This window comes from Thiopseudomonas sp. SA1F2-1K (assembly GCF_057443035.1).
Window position 1 is genome coordinate 1,110,853 of the sequence record NZ_CM172014.1, and the last position, 13,596, is coordinate 1,124,448.

Annotated in this window: 9 protein-coding genes and 1 pseudogene; 6 read left to right on the top strand and 4 right to left on the bottom strand. The window is 46.6% G+C overall.

The annotated features are described in order from the left end of the window. Nucleotides 1-14: 14 nt before the first annotated feature. The 4 genes from recC to AC2T15_RS05380 all read left to right on the top strand — a co-directional run bounded on the left by recC (nt 15) and on the right by AC2T15_RS05380 (nt 9,624). Nucleotides 15-3,476, top strand: a complete 3,462-nt coding sequence (gene recC, locus AC2T15_RS05365) for an exodeoxyribonuclease V subunit gamma (protein WP_486779021.1) — start codon at nt 15-17, stop codon at nt 3,474-3,476. Between the two features lies 1 nt (nt 3,477). Continuing rightward, nucleotides 3,478-7,218, top strand: a complete 3,741-nt coding sequence (gene recB, locus AC2T15_RS05370) for an exodeoxyribonuclease V subunit beta (protein WP_486778931.1) — start codon at nt 3,478-3,480, stop codon at nt 7,216-7,218. A 5-nt stretch (nt 7,219-7,223) separates the two neighbouring features. Further along, complete coding sequence (gene recD / locus AC2T15_RS05375) at nt 7,224-9,293, top strand: exodeoxyribonuclease V subunit alpha (RefSeq protein ID WP_486779022.1); 2,070 nt, start codon at nt 7,224-7,226, stop codon at nt 9,291-9,293. 100 nt (nt 9,294-9,393) lie between these two features. Further along, nucleotides 9,394-9,624: a heavy metal-binding domain-containing protein gene (locus AC2T15_RS05380; RefSeq protein WP_486778932.1), complete on the top strand. Its 231-nt coding sequence runs from the start codon at nt 9,394-9,396 to the stop codon at nt 9,622-9,624. Here the strand turns inward: AC2T15_RS05380 and AC2T15_RS05385 are convergent. After that, on the bottom strand, nt 9,621-10,475 hold the full coding sequence (locus AC2T15_RS05385; RefSeq protein ID WP_350325120.1) for an IS3 family transposase: 855 nt from the start codon (nt 10,473-10,475) through the stop codon (nt 9,621-9,623). The two genes, AC2T15_RS05380 and AC2T15_RS05385, sit on opposite strands and share 4 nt — an antisense overlap. Then, complete coding sequence (locus AC2T15_RS05390; protein ID WP_373331822.1) at nt 10,472-11,008, bottom strand: helix-turn-helix domain-containing protein; 537 nt, start codon at nt 11,006-11,008, stop codon at nt 10,472-10,474. Before AC2T15_RS05390 ends, AC2T15_RS05385 begins: the two co-directional genes overlap by 4 nt. A 54-nt stretch (nt 11,009-11,062) precedes the next feature. Between AC2T15_RS05390 and AC2T15_RS05395 the strand changes: the two are divergent. Next, nucleotides 11,063-11,182: pseudogene (locus tag AC2T15_RS05395) on the top strand (heavy metal-binding domain-containing protein); the annotation flags it as partial. A 76-nt stretch (nt 11,183-11,258) separates the two neighbouring features. Next, entirely contained in the window at nt 11,259-11,534 is a 276-nt protein-coding gene (locus AC2T15_RS05400; protein WP_053102348.1) for a GNAT family N-acetyltransferase, read from the top strand. 44 nt (nt 11,535-11,578) lie between these two features. Here the strand turns inward: AC2T15_RS05400 and tal are convergent, their stop codons facing one another. Together tal and ygfZ are read right to left on the bottom strand one after the other, a co-directional pair. Then, nucleotides 11,579-12,496 (bottom strand): transaldolase, encoded by a 918-nt coding sequence (tal, locus tag AC2T15_RS05405; RefSeq protein WP_286593652.1) that lies wholly within the window; start codon nt 12,494-12,496, stop codon nt 11,579-11,581. 97 nt (nt 12,497-12,593) lie between these two features. Continuing rightward, nucleotides 12,594-13,541: a CAF17-like 4Fe-4S cluster assembly/insertion protein YgfZ gene (ygfZ, locus tag AC2T15_RS05410; RefSeq protein ID WP_486778933.1), complete on the bottom strand. Its 948-nt coding sequence runs from the start codon at nt 13,539-13,541 to the stop codon at nt 12,594-12,596. Nucleotides 13,542-13,596 lie beyond the last annotated feature (55 nt).

A 13,596-nucleotide genomic window follows, 5' to 3' on the forward strand; every position in this document is an offset into this window, starting at 1 on the left:
TAAAGCCAGGGTTTATGGTGATCCATAGTAATCAATTGGAAGATTTGCGTGCGTTAGTGGTGCACTGGCTGAAAACGCATCCTTTGCTGCCCTTAGAAAATGAGATCTTTCTAGTGCAAAGCAATGGTATTGCGCAGTGGTTAAAGTTAGCGCTAGCAAGTGATGAACACATGCAAATTGCAGCAGCGACAGAAATTGCCTTGCCGGGACGTTTTTTATGGAAAATTTACCGCAATGTCTTAGGCACTGAGACTATTGCAAAGCAGTCGGCGCTAGATAAAGCGCCCTTAACTTGGCGCCTTATGCGTTTATTACCCACGGTGTTAGATAACCCGCTGTACGCACCGTTAAAACGTTTTTTAGCCGATGATGAAAGTATGCGTAAACGCTATCAGCTAGCCGAGCGTTTAGCGGATTTGTACGATCAATACCAAGTCTACCGTGCAGACTGGTTAGAAGATTGGGAACAACAACAGGCGCAACTGCGAGTTAATGCCAATCAACTAAAAAAGCTTACCGCCGTGCAGCAGCAAACCGTAGACTGGCAAGCAGACTTATGGCGAGTGATGCTTGAGGATGTAGGGCAAGAGGCGATTAATAGTAGTAGGGTAGGCGTACACCAACACTTTATGCAGCGCATGGAGCAGTTAAGCCAAGCCCCACAAGGTCTGCCGCGGCGGGTGATTATTTTTGGTATTTCATCATTACCCGCACAAACGGTTGAGGCCTTAGCGGCTATTTCACGCTTTACCCAGGTATTACTCTGCGTACATAACCCGTGCCAGCATCACTGGGGCGATATTGTTGAAGACCGGCACTTGCTTAGCCACCAATACAAACGCCATGCAACTAAGCAGGGGATGCCTAGCGAAGTTGATTTAGAAACCTTGCACCAACATGCCCAGCCTTTATTAGCTGCTTGGGGCAAGCAAGGCCGTGATTACATTAACTTGCTTGATCAGCATGATGACCCGGAACACTACCTAGAACGCTTTAAGGCGATCAATCAACGAATTGATTTATTCGACCCTATGCCCACCAGCCACTTATTAGGGCAATTACAGGACGATATTTTACAGCTGCGCTCACTAAGCGAAACCCAGCAACAGTGGCCGGCAATTAATCCAGAGCAAGATCAGTCGATTCAGTTTGCGATTTGTCACAGTGCATTACGTGAAATAGAAGTGCTGCACGACCACTTACTCAAGTGTTTTAACCAAGACAGCACATTACGTCCGCGGGATGTAATTGTAATGGTGCCCAATATTGATCAATACGCGCCCTTAATTCAGGCGGTATTTGGCCAGTATGCCTTGCAGGACGAACGCTTTATTCCTTTCACCCTGAGTGATCAAACCCAGCGTGGCAATGATCCACTGATGATTGCGGTAGAGCGATTGTTACATCTGCCGGAGCTTAGAATCACCGCCAATGAAGTGCTGGAGTGGTTAGATGTGCCGGCGATTCGTGAGCATTTTTCGATTAGCCAAGCCCAATTACCCTTATTGCAGCGCTGGCTGCAAGGCGCAGGTGTACGCTGGGGCTTAAATCAAGCCCATCGTCAACAACTGGGTTTAAATGCAATTGATGCACAAAATAGCTGGTTATTTGGCCTGCGTCGCATGTTAATGGGCTATGCCGCCGGTGACAGTGAGCGCTTGTTAGGCATTGAGCCTTATGCTGAAGTGGCAGGATTAGAAGCTGCGTTATTAGGCCCATTGTATGAGATGCTACAAGCGCTTGAGCAGCTATTAGGCGAAATGTACCAAGAACAGACTGCAGCGCAATGGGCAAGCGTGTTCGCCAACTTATTAAGCCGGTTTTTCACTGCCATCAATGAGCGCGAGGCCGTCTTGCTGCAGCGTTTACAGCAAGGCTTAGAGCAGTGGTTGAGTTTATGTGAGGACGCAGCATTTGATCAGCCATTGCCTTTAATGGTGGCCCGCGAGGCTTGGTTAACCCAGGTCGAAACTGATCGTTTGAGCCAGCGCTTTTTAGCCGGAGCCGTTAACTTCTGCACCTTAATGCCAATGCGTGCGATACCCTTTAAAACAGTATGTTTACTGGGAATGAATGATGCGGATTATCCTCGGGCACCGACCCCGTTGGATTTTGACTTAATGGCTAATGATTATCGACCAGGCGATCGTTCGCGCCGTGAAGATGACCGGTATTTATTGCTCGAGGCCTTATTATCAGCTAGAGAACAGTTATATATCAGCTGGGTAGGGCGTAGTGTGCGCGATAATACTGAGCTGCCGCCGTCGGTGTTGGTTGGACAGTTGCGCGAACACCTAAATGCTGGCTGGCAAGCAACTACGCAGCAGCCACTGGTTAACGCATTAACCACAGAGCATGCGCTACAGCCCTTTAGTTCTCGTTATTTTGCAGCAGATAGTGGGTACTTTACTTACGCTAAAGAGTGGGCGCAGAACTTTATGTCTGATACTGATCGCTTACCAAGTCCTTCATATCCGACCTATCGGACAGCTGTACTTGAGCCACAAACTGTTTCATTGGCCCAATTTCAGCGTTTTATGCGCAACCCAGTAGAGAGCTTTTTGCACGAACAGTTACAGGTTAACTTACGCCGTTATGCCAATGAATTAGAAGACACAGAGCCCTTTGCATTAGATGCGTTACAAGTGTTTTCAATTAAGCGCCAAGTGCTTAATCAGGCAGCTGCTAGGTTAGCGCCAGAGCACTCAGCAGAGCAGTATGTGCAAGCTGAACTGCAGCGTTTACAAGGCCAGGGGATTTTGCCGTTGGCAGGCTTTGCTGAGCACTGCATCTTGCAAATGCAGGCAGGATTAGTCGAACAGCTAACGAGTTATCAGCAGCTCATTAAAGAATGGCCCTATCTGAATCAGCAGCCTAAGCCCTTAAGCTATCAGTATCGATCAACTGAATTAACCGGGTGGTTGGGGGGCTTGCGTCAAAAAGCAGCTAATTCATCTGAGTTGGCGGCCATTTATCTGGAGCCCAATGTGCTAAAGAAAGGTAATAATTGGCGTGCTCACCGTTTACTTAATGCCTATATCACTCATGTCTTAGCTGCCGCTAACGGCATCAATTTGACCAGTATTATTCAAAGTGAAGGGATGCAAGTCATTTTTCAGCCTGAACCGCAATTACCAGCCCAGCAGCAAGTGCAGGAGTGGTTAGAAATCTGGGAGCAGCACCTATTAGAGCCGTTGCCGATTGCGCAAAAAACGGCTTTTGTATTTCTGGAAGCCTTAGCTAAAGGGCCATTAGAGGCATCGACTGAGCAAGCCCAACAGCAGGCGAAAAAAACCTATGAAGGCGATGACTACCAGGTAACCGGCGAAGTACAGCAGTCCCCGGCGCTGGCTCGCTTTTACCCTGACTTTACAGCGCTTAGTGCTGATCAACGTTTTTTTCAATTGGCCCATGTACTGTATGCCGCACTGCATCGTTCGCTGACTTTAGCTGGCGTGAAACAGGAGGACAACTAACATGAGCCAAACACCTTTAGCTTTACAGTTACCTTTACAGGGCAGTCAGTTAATTGAAGCCAGTGCCGGAACAGGTAAAACCTATACTATTTCTGCCGTGTATTTACGTTTAGTCCTTGGGCATGGTACCGAGCAAACCGCTTTTGCTCGTCCTTTATTACCCCCAGAAATTTTGGTGGTAACCTTTACCGATGCAGCCACTGCAGAGCTTAAAGACCGTATTCGCCAGCGTTTAATTGAGGCTGCTAAGGTTTTTCGTTTACCCGCTACTTCAGCAGAACTGGTGTCGGTTGATCCGCTATTAATTGCACTACGTGATGATTTTGCTGAACAGGCATGGAGTAGTTGCGCCTATAAGCTGGAGCTAGCTGCGCAATGGATGGATCAGGCAGCCATTTCCACCATTCATGCCTGGTGTCAGCGTATGCTCCATGAACATGCATTTGATAGCGGCTACCTATTTAAGCAAACCTTAGAAACCGATTTTTCAGAGCTAGAGCAACAAGTAGCAGAAGATTACTGGCGTGAGTTTTGTTATCCGCTCACGGGTGATCTACTAGAGCAAGTGATTGCGCAGTGGCAATCTCCTGCTATTTTACTAAAACAAGTGCGCCCATTATTAGGGCGTATTGCTACGCAAGCAAAGCCTATAACCAGTGCTTTAACAGCGGTTAAGCAGCAGGCTGAGTTACAGGCTAAGCAGCAGTTACAACAATTGAAAACCCAGTGGCAACAGGCTTTAGAGGCATACTGGCCAACCTTAGAAGCTGCTGTTCAGGCCAAACACTTACCGAGAAAACACTTAGAATGGTTAGGCTTTGTACAAAGTTGGGCACTTGATCCGCAGCAGGCAAGCTTTAAAACCACTGCCGCCGCCAAGCGCGATCTAGCTTGGGAGGGCTTTCAAGCAGCCTGGAAAGGTGCTGCCGAACAGTGCCCAGCGCCCAGCTTTTTAGTGGAAAATTGGTATGCTGCTACGCTCGAGCAGCTCGACCGGCTAACAAGCCAATTGCCAGAGCAACTGCTTAAACATGCCGCAACTTGGATTGCCCAGCGGTTTGAACAGGAGAAGCAACAGCGCTCCCTGATGGGCTTTGATGACATGCTCAATCGCCTAGACACTGCATTACAAGGCGAAAATGCGCAGCGTTTAGCGGAGACGATTCGCCAGCAATTTCCGGTAGCGATGATTGATGAGTTTCAGGACACCGACCCAGTTCAGTACCGAATTTTTAATCAAGTCTATGCCATTGAAAGCAATCAGCCAGAAACCGCCATTTTGCTGATTGGTGACCCTAAGCAAGCTATTTATAGTTTTAGGGGCGCGGATATCTATACCTATTTGCAAGCGCGCCACGCCACAGAAGGTCGGCATCACACCTTAGACACTAACTATCGCTCTAGTCAGGCGATGGTAGATGCAGTTAATTATTTATTTGCACAGGCTGAGCAGCGGGAAGCTAAGGGCGCCTTTTTATTTGATAAAAGTCAGCATGCCTTGCCATTTCACACCGTACAAGCCAAAGGTCGTGCTGCAAAATGGACAGTTAATGGTGAGGCTGCCCCAGCCTTAACTTGCTGGTTAAATGAAAGCTTAACCGTAAATAGCGAGCATTATCTTGCCGAAATGGCTGCTAGCTGCGCCACTGAAATTACTCGCTTACTGACGTTGGGCCAAACTCAGCAAGCGGGGTTTGTGACGGATGAAGCTTTCCACGGGCTAAAGCCAGGTGACATTGCAATTTTGGTACGCAGTTTTAATGAGGCAGAAGCTGTACGTCGTGAGCTAGCTGAACGCAAGGTGCGTAGTGTCTACTTATCTGATCGCGATTCGGTATTCAGTACCAGTGCAGCCCAGGATTTATGGCACTGGCTTAATGGCTTTTTGCATCCACAAGATGATCGTTTGATTCGAGCAGCGTTGACCGCCAGCAGCTTAAATTTGTCATTGCCACAGCTGCACTCCTTTGTTGAGGACGAGGTGCTGTGGGAACAGCAAGTGCTAAAATTTCGTCGTTATTACGAACTTTGGCAAAAGATCGGTGTTTTGCCGGCCATTCGCCAGTTTATCCACGACTACCAATTGCCAGAACAGCTAGCCAATGACCCACAGCGCGAGCGCAAACTGACCGATATTTTACACCTAGCAGAAGTGCTACAGCGTGCCAGCAGCGAGTTAGACAGTGAATGGGCTTTGCTGCGCTTTTTAGAAGGCTTGATTGATGGCGATCAGCGTGCTGCAGATGATTATATAGTGCGCTTAGAAAGTGATGCCGAACTGGTAAAGGTGGTTACTATCCACAAATCTAAGGGGCTAGAATATCCGTTAGTGTTTTTGCCCTTTATTTGTCGAACGCGCCAACTAAAAAAAGGTGAGCCTTACAGCTATTTTGATGGCCAAGCGCGGCAGTATTGCATCCATCATGACGAAGAAAGCTTTGCGCTAGCAGAGCAAGATCGACAAGCCGAAGACCTACGCTTACTGTACGTCGCATTAACCCGTGCACAATATGCATGCTGGTTGGGTATGGCAGATGTTTCTTATTACAAAAAATCAGTATTTCACGCTTCTGGCATTGGCTACTTACTCAATGGATTAACGCCTTTAGCGCAGGCTGAATCACTGGAAACAGTACTGACTCAACATCAGCAACAGTTTACTGCGATGCAAGTGCTGCCTGCTCCGACTGCAACAGCAAGAGTTTATGCAGGTGATGAAACAGCGCAACAGCAGCCGATATGGCTAACGCCGCAGCGCGCAGTAAAAGAGCATTGGTGGATTGCCTCCTACAGTGCGCTTAAATTGGGCACGCAGCTGACTGAATTAGTGAACCTACCAGAACCTATCGAGCCTGAAGCCACTCACTTTAATTACCAAGATAAATCCGCCCAAGCCGGTAGCGAAGACAGCTTAGTCACCGAGCTAGCCGATCAGCATGAAGCCTTAGCCTCCTTTGATGATCAGCTAGCCGTAACTTTAGATAAAACCATTCACCAGTTTCCTAAAGGACCAACGCCTGGGACTTTTTTACATAATTTATTTGAAATTGCCGGCGAACACAGCTTTGGCTATTTGTTGGAGCGCCCTGGCGAATTAGTGCAACTGCTTGAACGTCGCTGCGCTGCCTTTGATTGGCAAGACTGGGTGCCTACGCTAACTGCTTGGTTAAGCAAAGCCCTCAGTTGTAATTTACCCATTACTGCTGAGGGAGGCTTGCGCTTAAAAGATTTAACTCAGTATCAAGTAGAAATGGAATTTTGGTTTGAAGCGCAGCGGGTGAATGTCTTGGCGTTAGATCGCTTAGTGCAGCAGTATGAGTTTGCTGGTGAGCTTCGTTTGCCTTTAGAGCCTGATCGTTTGCATGGCATGTTTAAAGGATTTATTGACTTAACATTTGAGCATCAAGGCCAGTATTACGTTGCCGATTATAAGTCTAATTGGTTGGGGGAAGATGACACTGCCTACACCCAAGCCACTATGCAGTCGGCTATTTTACAGCACCGCTATGATTTGCAGTATGTGCTGTATTTGCTGGCTTTGCATCGCTTACTAAAACTACGCTTGCCTAATTATGACTATGATCAGCATATTGGCGGTGCTGTGTATTGGTTTGTGCGGGGCATTGATGCTGATAGTCGAGGCGTTGTCAGTCGTAAGCCTCCTAGGCAGCTGATCGAGCAACTTGATGCTTTGTTTAAAGGCAAGGCGCCTGAGCAGTTATTAACTAAGGAGCTGGACTAATGGATATGCAGCAGTTAGATATTTTTCAGTCCGTGTCGCCAGACCCTAGCGAGCCTTTCGATTATTTGGCCAGCCATGAATCGGTGTTTAGGCTATTGCAGCATTGGCAAGCACTGGATTGGTTACGCTCGCTAGATAACGTGTTTGCTCAGTTTATTGCCAGCTTATACCCTAGCGCCTCGCCGTTATTTGTTTTGGCCGCCGCTTTGGTCAGTCATCAACAAGGGCGTGGGCATGTCTGTTTGCTGCTGGACGAAACCTTGAGTCATCCCGACTTTGCTTTGTCTTTACCGCCTGAAGGCAATGGACGAATAATTCAGCCATTATTACCATCCACCGTGCTGAGTCAAGTTACTCTGGAGCAATGGCTGCAGCAAATTGAACAGGCATTGGCATTCTCTACGCAGCAGCCGTTACATTTAAATGGCACTCGTCTGTATACCCAGCGCTTTTGGCAGTACGAGCAGCAGTTAGCCGCCAGTTTGAAGCAGCGTATGGGGCAGGCAAAAACTCAACCAGAGAATTTAACCGAGTTATTACATCGCTTATTCTCCGTAAAGAGTGTCATCAACGGGCAACCCGTGGTGGACTGGCAAAAAATCGCCTGCGCCTTAGCCAGTCAGCAATTTTTCACCTTGATTACTGGCGGTCCGGGAACTGGCAAAACCACCACAGTGGTGCGTTTGCTGGCACTATTGCAACAGGTGGCGTTACAACATAATCCAAAGCAACCCTTAAGAATTCAATTAGCGGCGCCAACCGGTAAAGCTGCGGCTCGGTTAACAGAATCCATTGGCGCTCAAATTGAGCAATTGCCGATTGCGGCAGAGGTTAAGCAACAAATTCCGAAAGAAGTACTGACTCTGCACCGGTTGCTGGGTAGTCAACCTGAAAGCCGAGCCTTTAGGCACAATCAAGATAACTTACTGATGCTAGATGTGTTGGTGATTGATGAAGCCTCAATGATTGATTTAGAGATGATGTATAGCGTGCTGCAAGCGCTGCCAGTGCATGCCCAGCTGATTCTGCTAGGCGATAAAAATCAGCTGGCTTCAGTTGAGGCGGGTGCAGTGCTGGGGGATCTCTGTCACTTTGCTGAGCAAGGTTATTATGCGCCAGAGTTAATCGAGCAACTGTCGGCTACTACAGGGGAGCCAATCGCCAGTGAAGGCTTGGTTTCAGGTCAGCACTTACTGGCGCAGCATACCGTTATGTTGCGTCATTCAAGGCGCTTTTTTGCCGACTCTGAAATTGGTCAGTTAGCCACTGCGGTTAATCAAGCAGAAGCAACTCAGGCTGAACAGCTATTAATTAGGCCAAGCAATCAAGAGTTGTTGCATTTATCAGCGATCAGCAGCAATGAACTGCTGAAGTTTGTGATTAACGGCGTTGCCTCAGGTAACTCTCAGCGTTTGGGTTATGCGTATTATTTAGAGCAGCTAAAAGCTAAACGTCCTGACAAAGCCTGTTCCGATGTGAATCAATGGCAACAGTGGAGCGCAGAGGTCTTAAACGACTTTAGCCAGTTTCAACTATTGGCAGCGGTGCGTAAGGGCGAATACGGTGTTGAGCAACTCAATCAGCGCATTGCTGAACGTTTGGCCAAAATGCAGCTTATTCATCAGCCGTATGGTTGGTACGAAGGCCGACCGGTGCTGATCACTCAAAATGACTATAGCTTAGGCCTGATGAATGGCGATGTGGGCATAGCACTCTACGTGCCGACCTTTACCCAGCAAGGCCGAGTCAGTGAAGGGCTGAGCTTAAGGGTAGCCTTTGCTAAAAATGATGGCAGTGGCGCAGTGCGCTGGTTGCTACCCAGTCGTTTAAGTGCAGTGGAAACGGTATTTGCGATGACCGTACATAAATCCCAAGGCTCGGAATTTACCCATACCGCACTGATCTTGCCTGAGCAATTAAACCCAGTGTTAACTAAAGAACTGGTCTATACCGCCATTACTCGGGCGAAACAAAAATTCAGCTTAATTGAGCCAGTCCGCGGAGTGTTTTCTCAAGCAATACAGCGTTCAGTCAAGCGTAACAGTGGATTGTTAGAGGCTATTCTTAATGATTAGTCACAAAGCCAGCAGGGAATAAATTATTGGTTTGATGGTCAAACCAGCAATCGCTGGTTGCGAAGCCAGGTAAATAAAGCAAGTCACAGGAGTAACGAAAATGATTGTGACCACAACGCAATCGGTAGAAGGTCAACGCATTACTCATTATCACGGTATTGTGGTGGGTGAGGCTATTTTAGGCGCCAATCTATTTAAAGACTTGTTTGCCAGTGTCCGAGATATTGTCGGTGGCCGCTCAGCTACCTACGAAAAAGAGCTACAAAAAGCGCGCAGTATTGCTTTGCAAGAGCTAGAGCAGTGGAGTGAACCCCTTTTCTTGGACTCTTAAGCCACGCTTTTACTTAGGTACTGAGCTCTGTATTGAGCAGGGCTCATCTTTAAATTAAGCATGATTCGTTCGTTGTTATAGTAGCTAATGTAATCTTTTATTTCCTTCATCAGTGATTTTTCTGATTTGCCCTTGAAACGATAAAAGAACTCTTTTTTAAAGGTAGCGAAGAAACTTTCCATGGCTGCATTATCGTAGCAATTACCTTTGCGAGACATGCTTTGAGTGATGTTGGCGTTAGCCAACGACCTTTTAAAGTCATACATGCGGTAATGCCAACCTTGATCTGAGTGCAGAAGCGTTGTCTTGCTGCTATCAAGCTGCGGTATTACTTGGTTGAGCATCTCCTCTACAAGGCTATAGGTAGGCCGTTTTGAGATCGTGAACGCTGTTATTTCACGATTAAACAGGTCCATTATCGGCGATAGATAGTATCTTTTACCCTTGAACTTAAGCTCTGTAATGTCTGTGGCAAGCTTGGAGTCAGGCTCTTTCGCTTTAAACTTTCGAGCTAAAATATTTTTGACTGCAGCACCTTTAGCTGAGCCTTGCAGGTAAATATATTTACGTTTGGGGCGGACAGCTTCTAGATTAAGTTCGTTCATAAGACGCAGCACTTTCTTGTGATTAACGATTAAGTTTTTCGCTAAGCGTAAAGCCATCGTTATCCTACGGTAGCCGTAGCGCTGCTTGTGTTGCTGGTAAAGCTCGCTGATATCTACCTTTAGCTGCGCATCTTTATCGTGTCGCTGCAAACACTGCAACTGATAATAGAACGTGCTTTTCGCAAGCTGTGCTGCACGCAGCAGCAGTTTTAAAGCATGCTCCTGCCTTAATGCATCAACAATTATCGTTTTTTCTTTGGCGCTGACTTTTTGCTTTGCATTAAGGCGTCCAACTTTTTTAGATAAGCATTCTCCGCACGCAAGTACTCTATCTCTTCAAGCGCTTTAGCCAGGGCCTGCTGCTCTGGAGTGCGTTTTTCATCAGCGTTAGAGTCTTTGGGTTTATTTACCTTCGCAGCCATACGCTCACCTTTTGATTTAAGAGCATGAATGCCACCTTGCTCGTAAAGCCTCTGCCAGCGCTTCACGGTGCACTGACTACCCAGGTTAAATAAAGCGGCAGTAGCAGAATAAGTTAGCTCATCTTCTTCCATTCTCTGCAAGACAGATCGCTTAAAGTTAGCATCATATCGGGTTGATACCTTCAGTTCGACATCAAAAGCAGACTTACCATGCTGTTTATAACGATCAGCCCATCGCTTTAATGTTGCGTCATTAAGTAAGTATTTTTTTGAAAACTCAGCACTACTTAAATGCCCTTTAAGGTATTTTCGTACCGCGTTTATTTTAAAAGCTTTGGTGTGTTTCGGTCTTTTCATTGTGAACCCTTCCAGTTGAAAGTTTAGTCCAACTTTAGGGGTTCACTCCAGCAGCGCGCTGCAGCACTGGGCGCTAATGCAGTGGTTGGCGTTGATTTAGACTTTGAAGTGCTAGGTCAAAATAACGGCATGCTCATGGTCTCAGCCAGTGGAACTGCAGTGACCATTGAGTAATTAGTCGTCTTGCATTCACCTAAGGCCTTAGCAAATACTGAGCCTATTCATTTGATCAATTAATAGCGGAGTTTTTATGAGTGATATTAATAACGTAAGTCATAATGCAGACAAGCTTTGCTTTGAAACTACAGTAGATGGGCATAGAGCCCATTTAGATTATCGAACCATCGATGAGGATACCTTAGATTTTCATCATACCTTTGTACCAGATGAATTAAGAGGGCGTGGCGTGGCCGCAGATTTGACCGAAGCGGCTTTAGCTTATGCAGAAGAGCAGGGGTTCAAGGTGCACCCCAGTTGCTCCTACGTTGAAACCTTTATGAAGCGTAAGGGAATTCCTGCCGCTTAAATTAAAGGCTCTGCCGTTGAGTTAGCGGCAGAGCCTTTTTAGCTTTAACTAAACAACGCTTCGAGCTTGATTTGATCTTGGGCGAACTGGCGAATGCCTTCAGCTAATTTTTCGGTTGCCATAGCATCTTCATTATGAGCCCAACGAAATGCGGCTTCGGTCATTGCTGGTGGTCGCTCTTGCAAGCTCGGCACAGTTAATTGAGGTGTCAATTCACCACATTGTGCAGCTAACTGCTCAATTAACTCAGGACTAATAGTTAAACGATCGCAACCGACCAGTTGTTCGATTTGTCCGATATTTCTAAAGCTAGCGCCCATCACAATGGTGGGGTATTGGTGCTGCTTATAATATTGATAAATTCGGCTTACCGATTGCACGCCTGGGTCTTCAGCACCCTGATAATCAATTCCTGAACGTTTTTTATGCCAGTCATAAATGCGTCCAACAAACGGGGAGATTAGATAAACTCCTGCTTCAGCACAGGCAATTGCCTGTGCCATCGAAAATATCAAGGTGAGGTTGGTCTGAATACCTTGCTGTTCTAAGCGCTCCGCCGCTTTAATTCCCTCCCAAGTGGCGGCAATCTTAATTAAGACGCGCGCTTTTTCTACTCCAGCAGCTTGATAAGCAGTAATCAAGCGTAATGCTGCCTGATAGGTTGCTTCGGTATCAAATGAAAGGCGTGCATCCACTTCGGTTGAAATGCGCCCAGGAATTTGTTGCACAATTTCACTGCCCACCGCGACCGCAAAGGCTTCAGTGGCTGCCTGTAGATCAGTAGCATGCTTTTGCTTAATCGACTCGATTAAGGCCTGATAAGGCTCAAGTGCTGCTGCTTTTAGTAATAATGATGGGTTAGTAGTAGCATCTTGTGGCTGCAAGCGTTGAATCGCATGTAAATCACCGGTATCAGCCACAATGACGGTATGTTGCTTTAGTTGTTCAAGTTTAGAGGACATAATGCTCTCTTCGTCAGGAGTTCTAAGTGTCAGCAGCGGCTTAGCGCGCTAGTTGGCGTTAGTGTTACGCTGTTTTAGTCAGGCTAACGTCGCTGTATTACCTTTTAATTTCTTCTTCAGGGTTATTAGCATAGGGTAACGGTAACAGCAGCAGTTCTGGTCCATCAATAGCTCCTAAGCGTACGCTACCTTGCAGTGCCGACTCTTCTAATGCGACCGCTAATAATTCAACCACTGATTCCGCTGGATTGAGTGCTGCGATAATGACCTCACCAATGGCATTGTTTTTGTCCACTGAAAATACCCGGGTGCCCGCTGCAGGCAAATCCTCACTGTTGAGAGCAAAGCGAAATAAATGACGCTTTAATTTGCCTAGGTATTGCATTCTTGCCACAATTTCTTGGCCGCTATAGCAGCCTTTTTTAAAGCTGACTGCGTCCAATGCAGGTAAGTTAAAAATTTGTGGAATAAAGCTGTCGCTGGTTGCTTCAGTAATATAAGCAATACCTGCACTGATTAACCCCAAATGCCATATATTAGTGTCGCTTTCAGTTGCACCGTGACTGATTAAGCGCTTGGTTAAACAACTGGCTTCATCTGCAGGGCACCATAATTCGATAAGGCTAGGACTCACGCGTACTGCTGTTAGGTGATTTAAATGCACTACGCTATTACTTTCATAAGGCAGCTCTAGGCCTAACGCTTGAAGTGTGGCCTCAGCATCGACTAAACCAAAGCGAGCCCATTCTGCAGAAACATTGCTTAAGCTCGATTTAGAAAAAAGCGCGTATTTTTTTAACTCTTCAATTTGCAGGTCAACTAAAGAGTGATCCATGGCTAATAAATAACCTTCTGCGACCTGCAGCACGCGAAAGTTTGAGATCATGCGTCCCTTAGGATTGCATCTCGCGCCTAAGCTGGATCGGTTATCATGTACATAGTCGAGATTACAGGTGATCTGACCTTGTAAAAACTTTTTGGCATCACTGCCTTTGACCGATAAAACACCTTGTTCAGAAAGCAGGGTAAAATATGCTTGGCTCATTACTCAAATCTCACTTAATAAGTTCTGCTGATTTTCACTCATCATACTCGCTATT

Coding starts and splice junctions, on each gene's coding strand:
- ygfZ (WP_486778933.1), bottom strand. CDS start 13,541: ATGAGCCAAGCATATTTTACCCTGCTTTCTGAACAAGGTGTTTTATCG.
- recC (WP_486779021.1), top strand. CDS start 15: ATGGTGATCCATAGTAATCAATTGGAAGATTTGCGTGCGTTAGTGGTG.
- AC2T15_RS05390 (WP_373331822.1), bottom strand. CDS start 11,008: ATGAAAAGACCGAAACACACCAAAGCTTTTAAAATAAACGCGGTACGA.
- AC2T15_RS05380 (WP_486778932.1), top strand. CDS start 9,394: ATGATTGTGACCACAACGCAATCGGTAGAAGGTCAACGCATTACTCAT.
- AC2T15_RS05400 (WP_053102348.1), top strand. CDS start 11,259: ATGAGTGATATTAATAACGTAAGTCATAATGCAGACAAGCTTTGCTTT.
- recD (WP_486779022.1), top strand. CDS start 7,224: ATGCAGCAGTTAGATATTTTTCAGTCCGTGTCGCCAGACCCTAGCGAG.
- tal (WP_286593652.1), bottom strand. CDS start 12,496: ATGTCCTCTAAACTTGAACAACTAAAGCAACATACCGTCATTGTGGCT.
- recB (WP_486778931.1), top strand. CDS start 3,478: ATGAGCCAAACACCTTTAGCTTTACAGTTACCTTTACAGGGCAGTCAG.